17 protein-coding genes are annotated in these 18,127 nt (G+C 70.1%); 10 read left to right on the top strand and 7 right to left on the bottom strand.

The genetic code is table 11. The features are described 5' to 3' along the window. The first annotated feature begins 5 nt into the window (after positions 1-5). A complete protein-coding gene (locus tag BLQ73_RS15325; protein ID WP_093171147.1) occupies positions 6-689 on the top strand; it encodes an ABC transporter ATP-binding protein in 684 nt (227 codons plus the stop codon). Then, on the top strand, positions 689-1,978 hold the full coding sequence (locus tag BLQ73_RS15320; protein ID WP_245691097.1) for an ABC transporter permease: 1,290 nt from the start codon (positions 689-691) through the stop codon (positions 1,976-1,978). Before BLQ73_RS15325 ends, BLQ73_RS15320 begins: the two co-directional genes overlap by 1 nt. A gap of 129 nt (positions 1,979-2,107) precedes the next feature. Here the strand turns inward: BLQ73_RS15320 and BLQ73_RS15315 are convergent, their stop codons facing one another. Then, positions 2,108-3,088: an ROK family protein gene (locus tag BLQ73_RS15315; RefSeq protein WP_093171108.1), complete on the bottom strand. Its 981-nt coding sequence runs from the start codon at positions 3,086-3,088 to the stop codon at positions 2,108-2,110. Between the two features lie 11 nt (positions 3,089-3,099). Beyond that, positions 3,100-4,269 (bottom strand): FIST signal transduction protein, encoded by a 1,170-nt coding sequence (locus tag BLQ73_RS15310; protein ID WP_093171107.1) that lies wholly within the window; start codon positions 4,267-4,269, stop codon positions 3,100-3,102. Between the two features lie 222 nt (positions 4,270-4,491). Between BLQ73_RS15310 and BLQ73_RS15305 the strand changes: the two genes are divergently transcribed. After that, on the top strand, positions 4,492-5,901 hold the full coding sequence (locus BLQ73_RS15305) for a sigma 54-interacting transcriptional regulator (RefSeq protein ID WP_093171106.1): 1,410 nt from the start codon (positions 4,492-4,494) through the stop codon (positions 5,899-5,901). A 6-nt stretch (positions 5,902-5,907) separates the two neighbouring features. Continuing rightward, on the top strand, positions 5,908-7,956 hold the full coding sequence (locus BLQ73_RS15300; protein ID WP_093171105.1) for a vWA domain-containing protein: 2,049 nt from the start codon (positions 5,908-5,910) through the stop codon (positions 7,954-7,956). 12 nt (positions 7,957-7,968) lie between these two features. On the opposite strand, the gene BLQ73_RS15295 is transcribed toward BLQ73_RS15300, so the two are convergent. Next, entirely contained in the window at positions 7,969-8,436 is a 468-nt protein-coding gene (locus BLQ73_RS15295) for a DUF6292 family protein (protein WP_245691096.1), read from the bottom strand. Positions 8,437-8,732: 296 nt separating this feature from the next. Between BLQ73_RS15295 and BLQ73_RS32435 the strand changes: the two genes are divergently transcribed. Both BLQ73_RS32435 and BLQ73_RS15290 read left to right on the top strand, forming a co-directional pair. Beyond that, on the top strand, positions 8,733-8,906 hold the full coding sequence (locus BLQ73_RS32435; RefSeq protein ID WP_176955465.1) for a hypothetical protein: 174 nt from the start codon (positions 8,733-8,735) through the stop codon (positions 8,904-8,906). Positions 8,907-8,978: 72 nt separating this feature from the next. Further along, positions 8,979-9,458 (top strand): hypothetical protein, encoded by a 480-nt coding sequence (locus BLQ73_RS15290; protein ID WP_093171103.1) that lies wholly within the window; start codon positions 8,979-8,981, stop codon positions 9,456-9,458. A 12-nt stretch (positions 9,459-9,470) separates the two neighbouring features. Here BLQ73_RS15290 and BLQ73_RS15285 read toward each other — a convergent pair whose 3' ends face one another. Both BLQ73_RS15285 and BLQ73_RS15280 read right to left on the bottom strand, forming a co-directional pair. Next, the gene (locus BLQ73_RS15285) at positions 9,471-10,613 is read right to left on the bottom strand and encodes a cystathionine gamma-synthase (RefSeq protein WP_093171102.1); all 1,143 of its coding nucleotides are present in this window, start codon (positions 10,611-10,613) and stop codon (positions 9,471-9,473) included. 134 nt (positions 10,614-10,747) lie between these two features. After that, the gene (locus BLQ73_RS15280; protein ID WP_218125866.1) at positions 10,748-10,996 is read right to left on the bottom strand and encodes a hypothetical protein; all 249 of its coding nucleotides are present in this window, start codon (positions 10,994-10,996) and stop codon (positions 10,748-10,750) included. Positions 10,997-11,098: 102 nt separating this feature from the next. Between BLQ73_RS15280 and BLQ73_RS15275 the strand changes: the two genes are divergently transcribed. Then, the gene (locus BLQ73_RS15275) at positions 11,099-12,250 is read left to right on the top strand and encodes a sensor histidine kinase (RefSeq protein WP_245691095.1); all 1,152 of its coding nucleotides are present in this window, start codon (positions 11,099-11,101) and stop codon (positions 12,248-12,250) included. 30 nt (positions 12,251-12,280) lie between these two features. Here BLQ73_RS15275 and BLQ73_RS15270 read toward each other — a convergent pair whose 3' ends face one another. Next, on the bottom strand, positions 12,281-13,654 hold the full coding sequence (locus tag BLQ73_RS15270) for a cystathionine beta-synthase (protein ID WP_093171144.1): 1,374 nt from the start codon (positions 13,652-13,654) through the stop codon (positions 12,281-12,283). A gap of 135 nt (positions 13,655-13,789) precedes the next feature. On the opposite strand from BLQ73_RS15270, the gene BLQ73_RS15265 reads away from it, so the two are divergent. The 3 genes from BLQ73_RS15265 to BLQ73_RS15255 all read left to right on the top strand — a co-directional run bounded on the left by BLQ73_RS15265 (position 13,790) and on the right by BLQ73_RS15255 (position 17,587). Continuing rightward, positions 13,790-14,773, top strand: coding sequence for an SGNH/GDSL hydrolase family protein (locus tag BLQ73_RS15265; RefSeq protein ID WP_245691094.1), 984 nt, complete (start codon positions 13,790-13,792; stop codon positions 14,771-14,773). 112 nt (positions 14,774-14,885) lie between these two features. Next, on the top strand, positions 14,886-16,190 hold the full coding sequence (locus BLQ73_RS15260; RefSeq protein WP_245691093.1) for an outer membrane protein assembly factor BamB family protein: 1,305 nt from the start codon (positions 14,886-14,888) through the stop codon (positions 16,188-16,190). Between the two features lie 176 nt (positions 16,191-16,366). Further along, entirely contained in the window at positions 16,367-17,587 is a 1,221-nt protein-coding gene (locus BLQ73_RS15255; RefSeq protein WP_093171099.1) for an acetyl-CoA C-acetyltransferase, read from the top strand. A 61-nt stretch (positions 17,588-17,648) separates the two neighbouring features. Here the strand turns inward: BLQ73_RS15255 and BLQ73_RS15250 are convergent, their stop codons facing one another. Beyond that, positions 17,649-18,059 carry a PPOX class F420-dependent oxidoreductase gene (locus tag BLQ73_RS15250; protein WP_093171098.1) on the bottom strand — a complete coding sequence of 137 codons (411 nt, stop codon included), beginning with the start codon at positions 18,057-18,059 and terminating at the stop codon, positions 17,649-17,651. Between the last annotated feature and the right edge of the window lie 68 nt (positions 18,060-18,127).

The raw sequence follows: 18,127 nt of genomic DNA, 5'->3' as shown, positions 1-18,127 counted from the left end.
GTGACATGCGTGATACGAATGAGGTCATCCGCCTTGAGAACGTCAGCCGGGTCTTCGCCACGGATCCGCCTGTCTACGCGCTGGCGAAGGTATCGCTGGTCATCCGCCACGGTGACTACGTGGCGATCGTCGGCCCCTCGGGCTCCGGGAAGTCGACCCTGCTCAACACCCTCGGCCTGCTCGACCGGCCCACATCCGGCAGCTACCTGCTCGACGGCATCGAGACCACCGCCCTCAAGGACAAGGAACGCACCTGGCTGCGCGGCAGCCGTATCGGCTTCGTCTACCAGTCCTTCCACCTGCTCGCGCAGCGGACCGTGGTCGAGAACGTGATGCTCGCCGAAGTGTACGGCGGGCGGGATCGGCGCCACCGCAGGAACAGAGCGATCGAGGCGCTGGAGCGGGTCGGCATGGGGCATCGGGTGAAGTTCCTCCCCAACCGGCTGTCCGGCGGTGAACGGCAGCGCGTCGCCATCGCCCGCGCGATGATGGGCACGCCGTCGCTGCTGCTCTGCGACGAGCCCACGGGCAACCTCGACACCCGCAACACCGACGCGGTGCTCGATCTGTTCGACACGCTGCGCGATCAGGGCATGACGCTCGTCGTGATCACCCACGAGGACCAGGTGAGCGAGCGAGCGCAGCGCCGGGTCTCGATCAGTGACGGCATCCTCACCGAGGAGCACTGATGCCCCCGCACCGCCGGCTCCTCCACCGCCGCCCCTCACTGCGCCGCCCCTCACTGCGCCGCTCCTCACTGCGCCGGCTCCCACGGGTGTCGGGACGCGGCCGGGCCTCCCGCATGGACATGCGCGATCTGTGGGCGGAGTCGCTGGCCGGAGTGCTGGCCCGCCCGGTGCGTTCGGCGCTGACCACGCTCGGCACGGTCCTCGGCATCACCACGCTCGTCATCACCATGGGCATCGCCGCCACGGCCGGCAACCAGATCGTCGGCCGGTTCGACGAGCTGACCGCCACCACGATCAGCGTCGACGTGCCCGCGAACAGGGATCCCCTGGTGACCTGGGAGGCCGCGGCGGAGCTCACCAGGCTGCGGGGCGTGACCTCGGCCGCGGCCCTCGCTCAGACGGCGAAGAGCGCGGCCCTCACGGTGAGGGCCAACAATCTGGTGGACCCGACAGCGGTGAGCGAGCAGAGCATGAACGTGCTCGCCGCGACGCCCGAGCTGCCGACGGCCGCCAAGGGCCGCATGATCCAGGGGAGGTTCTTCGACGCCGGCCACGACCGGCGCGGCGACCGCGTGGCGGTGCTGGGCGAGCAGGCGGCCAAGCTGCTGAAGATCACCGCGCTGGAGAACGCGCCGGCCGTGTTCATCAAGGGACGCGCCTACACCGTGATCGGCATCCTGGGCGACCTGCGGCGCGAGGAGGTCCTGGGGGCGTCCGTCATCGTGCCGCGGTCGGTCGGCGCCGACTTCGACGTGCACCACGTGTCCCGCGTGCTGATCAACACCACGCTGGGCGCGGCGGACATGATCGCCAAACAGGTGCCGACCGCTCTCAGTCCCAACCGGGCCGCCGAACTCCACATCGCCGCGCCGCCCAGCCCCAAGCGGGCCAGGGAGGGGGTGGAGAGCGACGTCAACGGCCTGTTCTTGATCCTGGGGCTGGTCTCGCTGGTCGTGGGCGCGGTCGGCATCGCGAACGTCACCCTGGTCACGGTGATGGAACGCATCGCCGAGATCGGCCTGCGCCGCTCCCTCGGCGCGGCGCGACGGCACATCGCGGCCCAGTTCCTGCTGGAATCCACGCTGATCGGCCTGACCGGTGGCGTGATCGGCACAAGTGTGGGTGTGGTGGCGGTGGTCGCCGTGTCGGCCGCACGCCAGTGGACGCCGGTCTTGGACGTCCAGCTCGCCCTGGCCGCCCCCGTGGTGGGGGCCGTGGTGGGCCTGCTGGCCGGGCTCTACCCGGCGCTCCGGGCCGCCCGGATGGAGCCGGTCGACGCGCTGCGCTAGCCGTACGGCGTGAGCCGGGGCGCGGACGCGGGCGTCGCGGTCGTCTCCCCCGATGTCACGTGGCTCGCGGGGAGGTGGCCGCGGCCCGGCGCGAGCCGTAACAGCCGGCGCGAGCCGTAAGAGGTCGTGTCAGCCGGCTTCGCCGGGGGACCAGTAGCGGTCGCCCGCCAACACCAGCGCGGCGGCGCCGACCAGGCCGGCGTCCTGGCCGAGGGCCGCGGGGACAACGCGGACGCGGCGGGCGAAGTCCATCCTGGCGTGTTCGCGCAGGGTGACGTCCAGCGGGCCGAACAGCACGTGTCCGGCCTGGGAGACGCCGCCGCCGATCGTGACGACGTCCAGGTCGCACAGGTGGGAGGCGGAGGCGATGGCCAGGCCGAGCGCGTGTCCGGCTCGGGCCATGGCGGACAGGGCGATCTCGTCGCCGGCGATGGCGTCGGCGGCGAGGCGGCGGGCCGTGGCGGATCCGTACTCCCGGTAGGCGTCGTCGGGCATCTCGGGCGCGGTGGGCCGCCATCCCTGGTCGAGGGCCCAGGCGGCGAGCGCCGGGCCGCGGGCGACGGCCTCCAGGCATCCGCGTCCGCCGCAGCCGCAGGCGACGCCTTCGGGTTCGACGATGACGTGACCGATGTGTCCGGCGTTGCCGGTGCCGCCGTCGATCACCTTGCCGCCGAGGATCAGCCCGCCGCCGACGCCGGTGGACACCACCATGCCGAGCATGTTGGCGCTGCCCCGGCCGGCGCCGCGCCAGTGTTCGGCGATGGCCACGCAGATGGCGTCGTTGTGGATGCGTACGGGCGCACCGGGGAACTTCGCGGTGAGTTCGGCGCGGAGCGGGAAGTCCCGCCACCCGGCCAGGTTGAGGGGGGACACCTCCCCGCGTGGCCAGGTCATGGGGCCGCCGCAGCCGATGCCGACTCCGGCGATCCGCTCGCCCTCACGGATGTGGTCGACCAGCTCGGAGAGGGTGCGCCACAGTTCCGCCGACCCCGCGGTCGGCGGGGTCGGGGCGCGGGCGGCCCGGTAGACCTCACCGTCGGCGTCGACCATGCCCACGGCGAACTTGGTGCCTCCCACGTCGACGGCGAGGACCGGTGCGTCGCGGGTCATCTGTACGGTTGTCACACTCTGGGGGAGGAGAAGACGAGGATGGACGCGGTGAAGGCGTGCACGTGGTTGTGTCCTGCGACGGGACCCACTTCACCGGCGGCGAAGAATCCCGCGACGCCGACCGGGCCGAGCGTGTCGCGCAGCGCCATCGCGTCGTGGTCGGAGCTTCCGAACATGGACGACCCTCTGCCGTTGCAGGAGAACAGCAGTGCGCCGTCCACTCCCCCGAATTCCTCCTGGTGTGCTTCGAGCAGTTCGTAGATGTCCTCGTCGGCGGCTGCGGCGTCGCGCACCTGGAAGCGGACGGTCCTGCCCACGTCGACCACGTCGCCGATCGCCACGGCCTCCCGCTCGGGGTCGATGCCGAGTACGCCCCGGATGAGGAAATCACCGCGCTCATGTCGTTCGGCGTATTCGTCCATCGCCAGGCCGATCTGCAGCCCGGAGGCGACCAGTTCGCGATCGTCTTCGTCGAGGGCACTGACGATCTCTTCCAGGCGGGCCAGCGCGGGCTGTCCCGCCAGTTCGAGGAGGAGGTTCTCCTCGGCCCGCGTGACGACCATGGTGGGGCCGATGGGACGGCAGCCCTGGCTGACCACGGTGCTGACGTTCATGGCGCCGCTGAGCATGACGCCGACGGCGCCCTGCTGGTGGACCTCGCCGTCGCGGAACAGCCGTACCGACCCGCGGCCTTGCAGCCCGTTGGCCATCCCACCGATCAGCGGCAGGTCGCCGAGCACCTCGGAGGAGCGCTCGACGAAGGCGTCGGTGGGGAAGCTGTAGGGGTCGGCCAGCAGGACGGCGACCCGGTCGTCGGGTTCGCGGTCGGGCAGCCCGATCACGACGTACCGGTCGTCGGCCCGCAGCGTGTCGAGTGCGAAGGTGGTCACGCGGGCGCCGTCGAGGGTGGCAGCCCAGGCGCTGACCGAGGGTGTCAGCTCGACCCCTTGGCCGTCGCCGATCACACCGGTCGCACTGCATCCGATGATGTTCGCCCCGGGCGCGCAGCGCATGGCCCGAACGCCCGCTCTGACGACCTCATCCGGATCGTCTCCGCAGATGAAGAAGCAGACCAGGTCGGGGGGTCCGCTCAGGCCGGACACGGCCTGCCGTACGGCCGATTCGGCCGCGGCTTCCAGGTCGGGCCCTGTCGCGAGCCCATCGGCGAAGCGGCTTGTCATCAATGCCACATGCACTCGCCTCCTCCGATGTAGGTTGCCCTCTTGGCCCGATTCTCCCCACTTGGGGGACTTGCACGCCCCCTCACGGTCACGCAATGGTCAAGATCCGAAGCCCTGCCCGCAGCGCGGCTTTCCACCGGCCTCCTGCTCACGGGAAGGCATGAAAAGCCTCAATAACAATCAGGCTGCCAGATCCGGCGATAGCCACGTAGTCTCGTTCACGTGCATCAAACGCCCGGAGCCCGCACTCTGCGCGAGTTGCGTGAGAGTGGCCATGTCCACCGCACAGTCAAGGCTGAAATCCGCGAAAACCTCCTGGCCAGGCTGCGTGCCGGGGAAGCGAGGTTTCCAGGGATCGTAGGGTTTGAGGATACTGTCCTTCCCCGCCTGGAGAGAGCCCTCATCGCCGGGCACGACGTGGTCCTGCTCGGAGAGAGAGGGCAGGGAAAGACCCGTCTGATCCGCACCGTGGCCGGGCTGCTCGACGAGTGGAGCCCGGTCATCCGCGGATGCGAGATCAACGACCACCCCTATGCCCCCGCCTGCGTGCGCTGCCTGCGCCTGGCGGAGGAGCACGGCGACGATCTCCCCGTGGCCTGGCGGCACCGAAGCCTGCGCTACGGCGAGAAACTCGCCACTCCCGACACCTCGGTGGGCGACCTCATCGGCGACGTCGACCCGATCAAGATCGCTGAGGGGCGCACCCTCGGCGACCCCGAAACCGTGCACTACGGGCTGATCCCCCGCTGCAACCGGGGCGTCTTCTCCGTCAACGAGCTTCCCGATCTCGCCGAGCGCATCCAGGTCTCCCTGCTCAACGTGCTGGAGGAGCGGGACGTGCAGGTCAGGGGCTACAGCCTGCGCCTGCCCCTGGACATCCTGCTGATCGCCAGCGCCAACCCCGAGGACTACACCAACCGCGGACGGATCATCACGCCGCTGAAAGACCGGTTCGGTGCGGAGATCCGCACCCACTACCCCCTCGATCTCGACGCCGAACTCCGCCTGATCAGGCAGGAGGCGCGGGTCGACTGGGACGGCCTGGGAGCCGACCTGCCCGGTCATCTGGTGGACGTCATCGCGCGGTTCACCCGTCTGGTGCGCGACTCCACCGCCGTGGACGCGCGTTCGGGCGTGTCCGCCAGGTTCGCCGTCGCCGCGGCCGAGACCACGGCGGCCTCCGCCGTACGGCGTGCCGCGCTGGCCGGGGAGGAAAGGGCCGTGGCCCGGATCTGCGACCTGCCCGGCATCGTCCACACGCTGCGGGGCAAGGTCGAATTCGAGGTCAGCGAGGAGGGCCGGGAGACCGAGATCCTGTCCCACCTGCTGCGGCGGGCGACGGCCGAGACCTTCCGCGCCACGCTGGGCGGCATGGAGCTGACGCCGCTGCTCGACAAGTTCAACGACGGGACCCTGGTCGAGTCGGGCGACCTGGTGGCGGCGGGAGAACTGCTCCGGCGCATCGGCGCGGTGGCCGGACTTTCCAAGATCATGCAGGGTGTCGGGATGGGCGATGGTGACGAGTCGCCCGGCCACGCCGCCGCGGCCGTCGAGTTCGCCTTGGAGGGGCTCTACCTGACCCGGAGGATCTCCAAAGACGATGTCGACGGCGTCATGATCTACCGGACGTGATGGCCCATGTCCTATAGGTACGGGCGATACCACGACGGGCCCGATCCGCTGGCTCCGCCGTACGACGTGCGGGCCGCGCTGGACGAGATGGGCGACGCGATCCTGGCCGGGTCCACCCCCGTCCACGCCCTGCGCGACCTGCTCAAACGCGGCCTTCCAGGCGCTCCCGACCGCCGGGGGCTGGCACGGATGCTGGCGGACGTACGGCGCCGCCGCAAAGAGCTCCGGGAGCGCGGACAGCTGTCCGGCGCCCTGGACCAGGCCCGTGAGCTGCTGGACCGGGCGCTCGGGCAGGAGCGCGCCGCGCTCGGCGCGTACGGCGCGGCCGACCCGGCCGACGCGGCCGACGCGGCCGACGCGGAGACGCGGCTGCGCCTGGCCGAGCTCGACGCCCTGCCGGAGGACACGGCGGGCGCGATCCGCGAGCTTGCGACCTACGGGTGGAGGTCCGACGACGCGCGGCGCACCTTCCAGGAGCTGCTCGATCTGCTGCGGGCGGAGGTGCTCGACAGCCGGTTCCGCGGTATACGGGACGCGCTGGCCGACCCGGACCCCGCCGTACTGGACCGCATCCGCGCCATGGCGGCCGAGCTCAACGAGATGCTCGACCGGGACGCCCGCGGGGAGCACACTCAGGAGCACTTCGATGAGTTCATGGGGAAGTACGGTGACCTGTTCGACGGCGACCCCGCCGACCTGGACGAACTCATCGATCTTCTCGCCCGTCGCGCCGCCGCGACCCAGCGCATGCTCGCCTCCCTCACCCCGCGCCAGCGCGCCGAGCTGTCCGGGCTGATCGCCCAGACGCTGGAGCAGGCGGGCCTCGGCGATCAGATGCGCAGGCTCGGCGACGCGCTCATGAGCAGGCGGCCCGACCTCGCCTGGGAGACGCCGGAGAGGCTGTCCGGCGACGACCCGCTCGGCATGTCCGACGCGGTCACCGCCATCGAGGAGCTCGCCGACCTCACCGGCCTGGAGGCGGCGCTCCGGCAGGACTACCCCGGCGCGTCCCTGGCCGACATCGACGAGGAAGCCGTACGGCGTGCGCTCGGCCGGTCGGCCGTCGACGACCTGAACGCGCTCCGCCAGATCGAGAAGGAGCTCGAACGGCAGGGCTATCTGCGCCGGCACCGCGGAAAGCTGGAGCTCACCCCCAAGGCGGTGCGCCGGCTCGGGGAGACGGCGCTGCGGCGGGTCTTCGCCTCGCTGTCCTCCGGTCGCCGCGGCGACCACGATCAACGCGACGCCGGCGCCGCCGGAGAGTTGACGGGGGCGTCCCGCCCGTGGCGCTTCGGCGACGAGCAGCCCCTCGATGTCGTGCGCACGGTCGTCAACGGCGTACGGCGCGGCGCCGCCGGGCCGCGCCCCCCGCGCCCCCCGCGCCCCCCGCGCCCCCCGCGCCCCCCGGGCTCCCCCGGCTTCTCGGGCACCGGGGTGCGGCTCTGCGTGGACGACTTCGAGGTCGCCGAGACCGAGCGGCGTACGGCTGCCGCCGTATGCCTGCTCGTGGACCTGTCGTACTCGATGGCGCTGCGCGGCACCTGGGCGGCGGCCAAGCAGACCGCGCTGGCGCTCCAGGCCCTGGTGGCGAGCAGGTTCCCGCAGGACGCGGTGCAGATCGTCGGCTTCTCGAACTACGCCCGGGTGCTCCGCCCCGACGAGCTCGCCGGCCTCGACTGGGACATGGTGCAGGGCACGAACCTGCACCACGCCCTGCTGATCGCTGGACGCCACCTCGACCGGCACCCCGACTTCGAGCCGGTGGTGCTGGTCGTCACCGACGGGGAGCCGACGGCGCACCTGCTGCGCAACGGGCGCTCGGCCTTCGAGTGGCCGCCGTCGCCGGAGACCCTTCAGCTCACGCTGGCCGAGGTGGACAAGATGACGCGGCGCCGGGCCACGATCAACGTGTTCATGCTCGCCGCGGACCCGCGTCTGCAGGCGTTCGTGGACGATGTCGCGAAGCGGAACGGCGGACGGGTGTTCTCGCCGAGCGCGGAGCGGCTCGGCGAGTACGTCGTCAACGACTTCCTGCGGACGCGCCGGGCGTGCTGAGCCCGCGAGGTGTCACATGCGGACGGGGGCCATGGCCCCCGCGGCGCTGATCACGTATTCGGCGAGGGCCAGGTCGAAGCCGTCGCGGCGGTGGCGGTAGGAGCGGTAGCACGGTCTGAAGGCGGTGCTGCCGCCCACCCCGCGCCGGGCGTCGGCCAGAGCCTCGGGCACCCGCTCGGGGCGTGGAAGCAGGCCGCCGCCCAGGTAGCGGATGTCGGTGAGAATGGCCCGACGGCCCCGCTCGCCTGAGATGAGGCGACCGAGCCGCCAGCCGCTCTCCTCGTCCCACATCAGCGCCGACCCGTCGATCAGGCGGAGCGTCGCTTCGCGCGGGTCGAACGGACCCGCCCACCAGTCGACGACCTCGGCTCCCAGCAGATCGACGACCTGCAGCAGATAGAAAGCCGGCTGGGTCAGCCACTCATCGGTGTATGGCTCCACGTGTTTCACGGCCACCATGGCACCCCTCTGTGCTTTCAAGAGATCAGGATCTGGCTCCGTTGCTCGCATAGTGCACCCCGAGTCAGTAGCACACCGAGTAATGAGCCGACCGCGATACTACCCACGCCTCAGGCGTCCCCGTGATGGATTTCACAATCTTCGTCTCGGATGGGCGATCCCTCCACCGGAGGGCGCCTTGCCCAAAGAAGCCATGATCGTAAAGTTTGTTCCTAGAAATGCTCGGGCATGTGCCAACTTAAAGACTTGCTAGGGCGTCCCAAGAAGAGAAAAATATTTTCACGTGACTATTCGTCGGGGCGGGAAGGGGGTATTCCATGGCCGCGGCGATCTTTATCATGGCAATGCTCGTGTTATCGAGCATCGGTTTCGAGGTGCTGCTGCGCATTCCCTCGTCGACCTCGCACGTGGGCTCCGCCCCCGAGGACGGCGAGTCCCCGCAGGTCACAGAGTCTGTCGCCGTCCGCACGGGGACGGGCGGCATCGATTGAAATAAACGATGAAATCGCCCAAGTTGACCCTGCAGCCTCCCGGTGGTCCCACCGGGAGGCTAATCTCTCGCCATGCCGAAAGTGCTCCTCTGGCTCCACATCGCCTTCGCGATATTCACCATCGGCCCCGTCACGGCCACCACAATGGCCACTCCACGCTACATTCGGGCCAAAGACGCAAATGTGGTGAGATACCTCCACAGGTCCACCCGGATCTTCGCGATCGGGACCCTCGGCGCCTTCCTCTTCGGAGCCCTGCTCGGCGGGTCTGACCTGGCCAGACCCTACCTCTCGGTGTCGATGACGCTGTTCGTCGTGGCCCTCGTGCTCCTTGTGATCATCGACCGCGATCAGCGCACCGCCGTACGGACGCTCTCCGCCAAACCGAAGGAGGGCGAGACCCCGACCGCCGCCGCGGCCCCGGACCACGCCCCGGACCTCGCCTCGGACCTCGCCTCGGACCTCAAGGTGCAGACGGCGCGCATCGCCACCCTCGCCGGGGTGGTCTCACTGATCTGGCTCGTGATCCTGGTGCTCATGATCTGGTTCTGAGCGACCGGCCCGTCAGAAGTCGAGCGCCCGGGTCAGGTCCGCGAGCAGGTCCTCGACCGACTCGATGCCGACCGACAGCCGCACGAGATCGGCGGGCACCTCCAGCGGCGACCCCGCGGCCGAGGCGTGCGTCATGCGCCCCGGGTGCTCGATCAGGGACTCCACCCCGCCGAGCGACTCGCCCAGCGTGAACAGCTCGGCCCGGTCGCACACCGCCACCGCGGCGTCCTCGCCCCCGGCGACGCGGAAGGAGACCATGCCTCCGAACCGCTTCATCTGCTTGGCCGCGACCTCGTGCCCCGGGTGCTCGGAAAGCCCCGGGTAGAGCACCGCCGTGACCTTCGGGTGGGCGGCGAGCAGCTCGACCACCCGCTCGGCGTTGTCGCAGTGGCGGTCCATGCGCACACCGAGCGTCTTGACGCCCCGCAGCGTCAGCCACGCGTCGAACGGCCCCGCCACCGCGCCCATGGCGTTCTGGTGGTAGGCGAGCTCGTCGCCGAGACCCCGCTCGGCCGCGATCAGCGCGCCGCCGACCACGTCGGAGTGCCCACCCATGTACTTCGTCGTCGAGTGGACCACCACGTCGGCCCCGAGGGCCAGCGGCTGCTGGAGGTACGGCGAGGCGAACGTGTTGTCCACCACCAGCCGGGCTCCGCCGTCCCTGGCGACCTGCGCGAGCGCGCTGATGTCGGCGATCCCGAGCAGCGGGTTGGTCGGCGTCTCCACCCACACGACCTTGGTGTTCGGCCGCATGGCCGCCCGCACCGCGTCGACGTCGCCGAGCGGCACCGGGTCGTAGGAGAGCCCCCACTGCTCGAACACCTTGGCGAACAGCCGGTACGTGCCTCCGTAGGCGTCGTCCGGGATCAGCACGTGGTCACCGGGGCGGCACACCGTGCGCAGCAGGGTGTCCTCCGCGGCGAGGCCCGAGGCGAACGCGAGCCCTCGCACGCCGCCCTCCAGCGCGGCCAGGCATTCCTCCAACGCCGTCCGGGTGGGGTTGGCCGAGCGGCTGTACTCGTAGCCGGATCGAAGCCCCCCCACCCCGTCCTGCTTGTAGGTGGACGTGGCGTAAATCGGAGGAACGACCGCGCCGGTCAGCGGGTCGGGTTCCTGACCTGCGTGGATGGCCAGAGTTTCAAAGCCCTTGTTCATGCGCCCACGCTATCCTCCCCGCGGCTACCGCGAGTCACCGTCCCCGAAGATGCGCGTCCCCGCGGCGCGCCCGGCCCGATGAAGGTGAGTAGGCGGTCCGAGCCCGCCCCTGCGGGGCTCGGATCGCCGGCGGCTCAGGCGGCCTGCGGCTCGCAGGAGGTCTCGCCGCACCGGGACATCCTGACGAGGTCGGTGGAGGGACGCGGCACGGAGATGCGGCGGCCGCTCGATCCCTCGGCGTCTTCCCCGTTGATGCGGGACAGCAGCACCGGATCGGCCACCGCACACAGACCGACGATCACAATTCCCAGGGCCAGAGCGACGATTCCGACGACGACCATTTCCTTTCCCCCTTCGACTCCCTTGCCGACTACGTCAAGCATCGGTCAAGGCGGAGTCATCGCACCTCGGCCGAAGGTGGGGATTGGCACGCGGCGAGCCAACCGAAAGGCCGATATGGAGATAGGTCTTAAGACATAAGCTCAATGTCCGTGGGAGACACGCACCGTATCGTCGAAGTGATCAGGAAAATCAGCGAAGTAGCGCTGATCGGCGTGCTTTCCATGCTCTTGCTGCTGGATATCTTCATGGCAAGCGAGCACTATGCCCATTGGCTCTGCGTGCTCAGCGGTCTGATCGCACTCGCGGCCGTCATGCTCCGCCGCAGGTTCCGCACGGCCGGATTCATGATCACCCTTGTCGTCTCCGTCGCCGTCTCCCTTCTCCTCGGCATGACCACCGTGACAGGAGGCCCGGGCTTGGCCGAGACCGGGGCGATCGGCGTGCTGACCATCGGCGTACTGCGCTGGGTGGAACCCATACGCAAAGCCATCATCTACGCCGTCCTGGCGATGATCGTGCTGCAGATCTCGGCGGCGTCCCGTTTGGGCGCCGGCGGACCGGCGATCAGCCTGGCCTTCGGCTTCTTGCTCTTCGTGGGTTGGGCCGCCGCCGCGAGCATTGGCGGCTACCTGCGCTTCCAGCAGGAGCGCCGCCGTGCCGCGGTGAGCTCCGTACGGCGGGCCGAGCGGCTCGAACTCGCCCGCGAACTGCACGACCTGGTCGCCCACCACATCACCGGCATCGTGGTGCAGGCGCAGGCGGCCAAGACCGTGGCCGAGCAGAAGCCGGAGGCCGTCGTGCCCGCCCTGGAGGCCATCGCGAACGCCGGGGCCGACGCGCTCACCTCGATGCGGCGGCTGGTCGGCGTGCTGCGTGCCGACGACGAGGCGGCTCGCACCCCCGGGACGAGCCTGCGGGACCTGCGCCTTCTCGCCGAGCGGTTCTCCGAGAACGGGCCGCGGGTGGCCTTCGACATCGGGATGGGCGTCGACGAGTCACGCATGGCCCCCGAGGTGACGACCACGTTGTACCGCGTGCTCCAGGAGTCGCTGACCAACGTGCGCCGCCATGCCCCCACCGCCGGCTGGGTGGAGGTCGACCTGCACCACGTGGGCCAGTGGCTCCGCCTGCGGGTGCGGAACTACGGCTCGGCGGTCGACACCAAGACCTCGCGCCTGGGTGGGGGGTTCGGCCTGGTGGGCATGGCGGAACGCGTGGAGGCGCTCGGGGGGCGGCTCATCGCGGGCCGCACGCCCGAGGGCGCCTGGCAGGTGCTGGCCGAGATCCCCCTCTGACCTGTCGGCCGGCCCTGCCGCGGCCGGGGATCAGCTCGCGCCGGCGAGGAACCCGAGCAGGTCCTGGCGGGTGAGCATGCCGACGGGCTTGCCGTCGTCGAGCACCACCGTCGCGTCGGCCTTCTCCAGCGCCTCGATGGCGCGCGACACCGGCTCACCCGCGCCGATCATGGGCAGGGGCTGCGACATGTGCTCGGACACGGCGTCGTCGGGCCGCACGCGCCCCCGGTAGAGGCCGTCGAGGAGGTCGCGCTCGACGATCGAGCCGACCACCTCCGCCGCCATGACCGGCGGCTCCTCCTTCATGACGGGGAGCTGCGACACGCTGTACTCGCGCATCAGGGCGATCGCCGTACTCACCGTCTCGTGCGGGTGGGCGTGGACGAACTCGGGCATGCCCGTGCCCTTGCGGCCGAGCACCTCGCGGACCAGGCCCTCCTCGCTCGTCTCGGTGAGGAAGCCGTAGTCGGCCATCCACTCGTCGTTGAAGATCTTCGACAGGTAGCCGCGCCCGCCGTCGGGCAGCAGCACCACGACGAGGGCGTCCGGGCCGGCCTTGGCGGCGACCCGCAGGGCCGCGACGACCGCCATGCCGCACGAGCCGCCGACCAGCAGCGCCTCCTCGCGGGCCAGCCTGCGGGTCATCCCGAAGGAGTCCTTGTCGGCCACGGCGATGATCTCGTCGCAGATCGCGGTGTCGTAGGTCGCGGGCCAGATGTCCTCGCCCACGCCTTCGACGAGGTACGGCCGGCCGGTGCCGCCGGAGTAGACCGACCCCTCGGGGTCGGCGCCGATGATCTTCACTCGGCCGCCGGAGACCTCCTTCAGGTAGCGTCCGGTGCCGCTGATCGTGCCGCCGGTGCCCACTCCCGCGACGAAGTGGGTGATGCGCCCCTCGGTCTGCTCCCAGATCTCCGGGCCCGTCGAGTGGTAGTGGGAGTTCGGGTTCTCCGGGTTGGAGTACTGGTCCGGCTTCCAGGCGTTCGGGATTTCACGGGCGAGCCGGTCGGAGACCGAGTAGTAGGAGTCCGGGTGGTCTGGCGAGACGGCCGTCGGGCACACGACGACTTCGGCGCCATATGCCCTGAGCACCGAGATCTTGTCTTGGGCGACCTTGTCGGGCACCACGAAGAGGCATTTGTAGCCCCGTTCCTGCGCCACTATGGCGAGCCCGATGCCGGTGTTGCCCGACGTGGGTTCGACGATCGTGCCTCCGGGCCGCAGCGCCCCCGACTTCTCCGCCGCGTCGATCATCCGCACCGCGATGCGGTCCTTCACGGACCCACCCGGGTTGAAGTATTCGACCTTGGCGAGTACCTGAGCGGGCAGACCCGCTGTTACCTTGCGCAACCGGACAAGCGGGGTGTTCCCCATCAGCTCAACCAGCGAGTCATAAACGTGCACCGCGTGGACACCTTCTCTGAAACCTTGCCGAAGTTTGTCGGCCACCGTAGGGCCGAGGTCCCGAGGGGGTGGCCGGGCCTCAGCTATTTTTCACATCAAACGCTACCGTCGTGACCTGCTGAGGAGATATACGCCTTGATCTGGACGCCCAGCGTGGCGCGTGCCGCCCGACGCATCGCCACAGCCGCGGCTGTCGGCGGGGGCGGGCTGACGGTACTCGGCGCGACGGTCTACGGCGTTCTGGTCGCGGAGGCGCTCTTGGCCCGCCGCATGATCGGCCGCCCCCACGGGACGAGCGGGCCGAGGGCCGACGGCCTCTACGGCGACCTCCCCGGCGACCCCGTCAAGCTCGTGATGCTGGGCGATTCCACCTCGGTGGGGCTCGGCATGGCCAACCCCGCCGACACCCCGGGTGTGGTGCTGGCCAAGGGGGTGGCGGCGCTGGCGGAGCGGCCGGTGTCGCTGGTGGTGCTCGGCGAGTCGGGGGCCGCCTCCGTCCAGCTCGCCGCCCAGGTGGACAGCGCGCTCCTGGAGGAGCCCGAGATCGCGGTGATCTTCATCGGCGCCAACGACGTGACCTCGCAGAGCATGCCGGCGACAGCCGTACGGCATCTGGCGACGGCGGTCCGGAGGCTGCGCGAGGCGGGGATCGAGGTGGTGGTGGGCACGTGCCCGGACCTCGGCACGGTGCGGCCCATCGCGCAGCCGCTGCGCTGGGTCACCCGCCGGTGGAGCCGGGAGCTGGCCGCCGCGCAGACGGTGGCGGTGGTCGAGGCGGGTGGCCGTACGGTGGCCTTCGCGGACGTGCTGGGGCCGGAGTTCGCGACAAATCCCCATGAAATGTTCGGACCCGACCGTTTCCACCCATCTGTCCGAGGTTACCTACGCGCCGCTTACGCGGTGCTACCTTCTGTATGCGCGGCGTTGGGGTTGTGGCCGGAGGTCCAACCTGTGCGCAGCGAAGGTTCACAACCGATTTACCTTGCGGCGGCCATGGCCGCGGAGGAACCCGGCACGGAGGTCACCGCGACCCGGGTCGCCGGCCGGGCGTTCGGCCCCCACGGACGGTGGGCGAAGAGGCTCCGCCGGAGTCCTGAGTCCGCGCTCGACCACGCCTGAAGCCGATCACCCTCCGCGTCCGAGTCGTCACTTGTCTGACTGTCTTGGAGCTTGGAGTGGAATGCCTGTGATCCGGCCTTACGCGACCTCAGCCCTCTCAATTGCCGGAATCATGTTCCTGGCCGCGTGCTCAGGCAGTGACGCAGCCACCGTTGAACGTCCCACCTGGAAGAACTCCGAGGTCAACGCGGTCAGTCGCACCTCGGCGGCGGCCGGGGTGGTGGCCGTGACCTCCATGAAGCCCGATGGCGCCCTTGCGACGGTCGCCTTTGACCAGACCAGTGGCAAGACCTTGTGGACGCACCCGGCCACCATGGCCGGCCGCCTGCCCGGCATGGGCGTGTCCTCCCCCGCCATCGTGGCCACGGCTGGGAAGCAGGCGGTGGTCGCCGCGATCGACCCCGCCAAACAAGGCAAATGGAACGCTACATTGATCGCCCGTGACGCACGCACCGGGCGTCAGATGTGGACGCGGCCCGTCCACTCGAGCTTCGGCCCCCAGCGCTGCGGGTCCTACCTGTGCCTGTCAGAGCACACCGCGCTGGCCGGCGCTCGCGTGGTCGTGCTCGACCCGGCGACGGGCAAGACGCTGTGGAAGATCCCCGGTGTCGCCGAGGTCGAGTGGTCGAACGCCGAGCGGGTGGTCCTGCTGCGCCTCGCCGCGAGCCCGGTGCTCGCGGCATACGAGCTCAAGAGCGGCAAACTGCTCTGGGAGCAGCCGATCGAGCAGGCACTCGGCGAGGGCATCGACATGTCGGGCGGCTGGGCCTTCGGGGCCACCGGCGAGGACCTCGTCGGCTACCTCGCCCCCTACACCGACCCCCGCACGAGCAAGACCTCCGCCTTCGGCCTCTTCTCCGTCAAGCTCACCGACGGCGCGATCAACTGGATGCGCCCTTCCGTCGTGCGGGTCTACCCGAGCGGCAGCCCGGGGTTCGCCCCGGTCGTGCGCCCGGTGGACCAGTCCGGGGCCTATGGCGGCTTCGCCCGCCTCGACGCCGACTCGGGCCGGGTCCTCGGCCAGATCTCGGCCGCACAGGTACCGGGTTCGGGCTGGTGGCTGGCCTTCCCCTCCGGCATGGAGAAGATGGGCTTCCTCAAGCACGGCAGCCCCGGCACGGTCTTCGACATGGCCTCGGGCAAGGCTCTCCCGACGGAAGAGCAGCGCGGCTGGTCCTTCTGCGCCACCGACCCCAAGCCGCTCCCCCTCCAGAAGCAGCCTCCCGGGTTCTACTCGGTGGCCTCGCTCTGCGAGTTCGACCTCTCCACGGGCAAGCGGGTGACCGAGCCCCAGGCTCCGCCGGCGTGGTTCACCGGAAGCCAGGACGGCTGGCGCATCTGGCGCGACGAGAAGGGCGCGCTACACGGGATCAAGGACGACACCGCCCCGACACCGGGGATGTACGGAGTCTCCTAGCCGGGCCTCCCCGCCGCTCCCACACAACCGTACAAAGTTCTGTTTTTCCGCCCCCTCCCGATGAATGTCGGCCTACCAACCGGTAGCCTCACGCTGAGGAGAGAGCACCCCTCGCCCGTACGGCTCACGCCCCGCGGGCGAGGGGTGCTCCGCGCCACATCCGTCAGGAGAGCCACATGCCCGAGGCAGTCATCGTCGCAGCGGCGCGTTCGCCCATCGGCCGCGCCTTCAAAGGATCGCTGAAGGACATCAGGCCCGACGACCTCACCGCCCAGATGGTCAGGGCCGCGCTCGACCGAGTGCCGCAGCTCGACCCCGCACAGATCGACGACCTCCTGCTCGGGTGCGGCATGCCCGGCGGTGAGCAGGGGTTCAACATGGCGCGGGTCGTCTCGGTCATGCTCGGCCTCGACAGCGTGCCCGGCGCCACGATCACCCGCTACTGCGCGTCCTCCCTGCAGACCACGCGCATGGCCTACCACGCCATCAGGGCCGGCGAAGGCGACGTCTTCATCTCCGCCGGGGTCGAGTCGGTCTCCCGGGCCGCCGCCGCGAGCTCCGACTCCTGGCCCGGCACGGAGAACCCGCTCTTCGCCGACGCCGCGGCCCGCACCGCCGCCACCGCGGGCGGCGGCACAGGCCCCTGGCGCGACCCGCGGGAAGACGGCCTGGTGCCCGACGTCTACATCGCCATGGGACAGACCGCGGAGAACGTGGCCTCGCTCAAGAACGTATCCCGCCGGGAACAGGACGAGTTCGGGGTGCGCTCCCAGAATCTCGCCGAAAAGGCGCTGGCCAACGGCTTCTGGGAGACCGACATCACCCCGGTGACGCTCCCCGACGGCACGGTGGTGAGCAAGGACGACGGCCCGCGCGCCGGCACGACCTACGAGGCCGTGGCCCAGCTCAAGCCGGTGTTCCGTCCGGACGGCACCGTGACCGCGGGCAACTGCTGCCCGCTCAACGACGGCGCGGCGGCGCTCATCGTCATGAGCGACACCAAGGCCGCGGAACTGGGCATCACCCCGCTGGCCCGCATCGTCGCCACCGGGGTCACCGGCCTGTCCTCCGAGATCATGGGCCTCGGCCCCGTCGAGGCGTCCCGGCAGGCCCTGGCCCGTGCCGGCATGTCGGTCGGCGACGTCGACCTCGTAGAGATCAACGAGGCGTTCGCTGCGCAGGTCATCCCGTCCTACCAGGACCTCGGCATCGACCTCGACCGGCTCAACGTGAACGGCGGCGCCATCTCGGTCGGCCACCCGTTCGGCATGACGGGGGCGCGGATCACCTCGACCCTGATCAATAGCCTGCGCTTCCACGACAAGACCATCGGGCTGGAGACCATGTGCGTCGGTGGCGGGCAGGGCATGGCGCTCGTGTTGGAGCGGTTGAGCTGACCTTTCCTTCCGGGGTGTACGGCCTCGGCGGGCCGTGGCCGTACACCCCGGAAAGCGGGGGTCAGCCGTGCAGGTCCGGCCCTGCGCGGTCCAGGGCGACCCGGACGATCACCCGCTGCTCGCGTTCCATCGCCGACCGGTAGTCATCCCAGTCGGGATGTTCGCCGGAGATGCCGCGGTAATACGCGATGAGGTGGTCCATCGCATCCGGTAGCGACACGATCTCCGCCCTTCCCTCCAGCTGCACCCATGGGCCGAAGAACCCCTCGGTGAACACGCAGAACCCCACCTGCGGGTTTTGCCGGATATTGCGGGTTTTGATCGCGGTCTCCCGGGTGCTGACCACCACATATCCCTCAGAATCCACCCCAACGATCACCGGCGACATCTGCGGACCTCCGTCGGGACGGTAGGTCAGCAGCACCGCTCGGGGATTGGCGCGGACGAACTCCAGGGCCTTGTCCAGTTCCATAGAGCAATGATGCGCCCACACCGGCCATGCGGTGTGGGCGCTCTCGTTGATACGGGTATTGGTGCGGC

It is taken from the genome of Sinosporangium album (assembly GCF_900100605.1).
Classification (GTDB): Bacteria; Actinomycetota; Actinomycetes; order Streptosporangiales; family Streptosporangiaceae; genus Sinosporangium; species Sinosporangium album.
Note: the sequence above shows the minus strand (reverse complement) of the source record. Positions and strands in the feature narration are given on the sequence as shown.

What these genes read in the sequence shown, in the direction of transcription:
- BLQ73_RS15260 (WP_245691093.1), top strand. Translation starts at nt 14,886, where the DNA reads ATGTTCCTGGCCGCGTGCTCAGGCAGTGACGCAGCCACCGTTGAACGT.
- BLQ73_RS15325 (WP_093171147.1), top strand. Translation starts at nt 6, where the DNA reads ATGCGTGATACGAATGAGGTCATCCGCCTTGAGAACGTCAGCCGGGTC.
- BLQ73_RS15255 (WP_093171099.1), top strand. Translation starts at nt 16,367, where the DNA reads ATGCCCGAGGCAGTCATCGTCGCAGCGGCGCGTTCGCCCATCGGCCGC.
- BLQ73_RS15250 (WP_093171098.1), bottom strand. Translation starts at nt 18,059, where the DNA reads ATGGAACTGGACAAGGCCCTGGAGTTCGTCCGCGCCAATCCCCGAGCG.
- BLQ73_RS15320 (WP_245691097.1), top strand. Translation starts at nt 689, where the DNA reads ATGCCCCCGCACCGCCGGCTCCTCCACCGCCGCCCCTCACTGCGCCGC.
- BLQ73_RS15300 (WP_093171105.1), top strand. Translation starts at nt 5,908, where the DNA reads ATGTCCTATAGGTACGGGCGATACCACGACGGGCCCGATCCGCTGGCT.
- BLQ73_RS15285 (WP_093171102.1), bottom strand. Translation starts at nt 10,613, where the DNA reads ATGAACAAGGGCTTTGAAACTCTGGCCATCCACGCAGGTCAGGAACCC.
- BLQ73_RS15310 (WP_093171107.1), bottom strand. Translation starts at nt 4,269, where the DNA reads ATGACAAGCCGCTTCGCCGATGGGCTCGCGACAGGGCCCGACCTGGAA.
- BLQ73_RS32435 (WP_176955465.1), top strand. Translation starts at nt 8,733, where the DNA reads ATGGCCGCGGCGATCTTTATCATGGCAATGCTCGTGTTATCGAGCATC.
- BLQ73_RS15290 (WP_093171103.1), top strand. Translation starts at nt 8,979, where the DNA reads ATGCCGAAAGTGCTCCTCTGGCTCCACATCGCCTTCGCGATATTCACC.
- BLQ73_RS15315 (WP_093171108.1), bottom strand. Translation starts at nt 3,088, where the DNA reads ATGACCCGCGACGCACCGGTCCTCGCCGTCGACGTGGGAGGCACCAAG.
- BLQ73_RS15275 (WP_245691095.1), top strand. Translation starts at nt 11,099, where the DNA reads ATGTCCGTGGGAGACACGCACCGTATCGTCGAAGTGATCAGGAAAATC.
- BLQ73_RS15280 (WP_218125866.1), bottom strand. Translation starts at nt 10,996, where the DNA reads ATGCTTGACGTAGTCGGCAAGGGAGTCGAAGGGGGAAAGGAAATGGTC.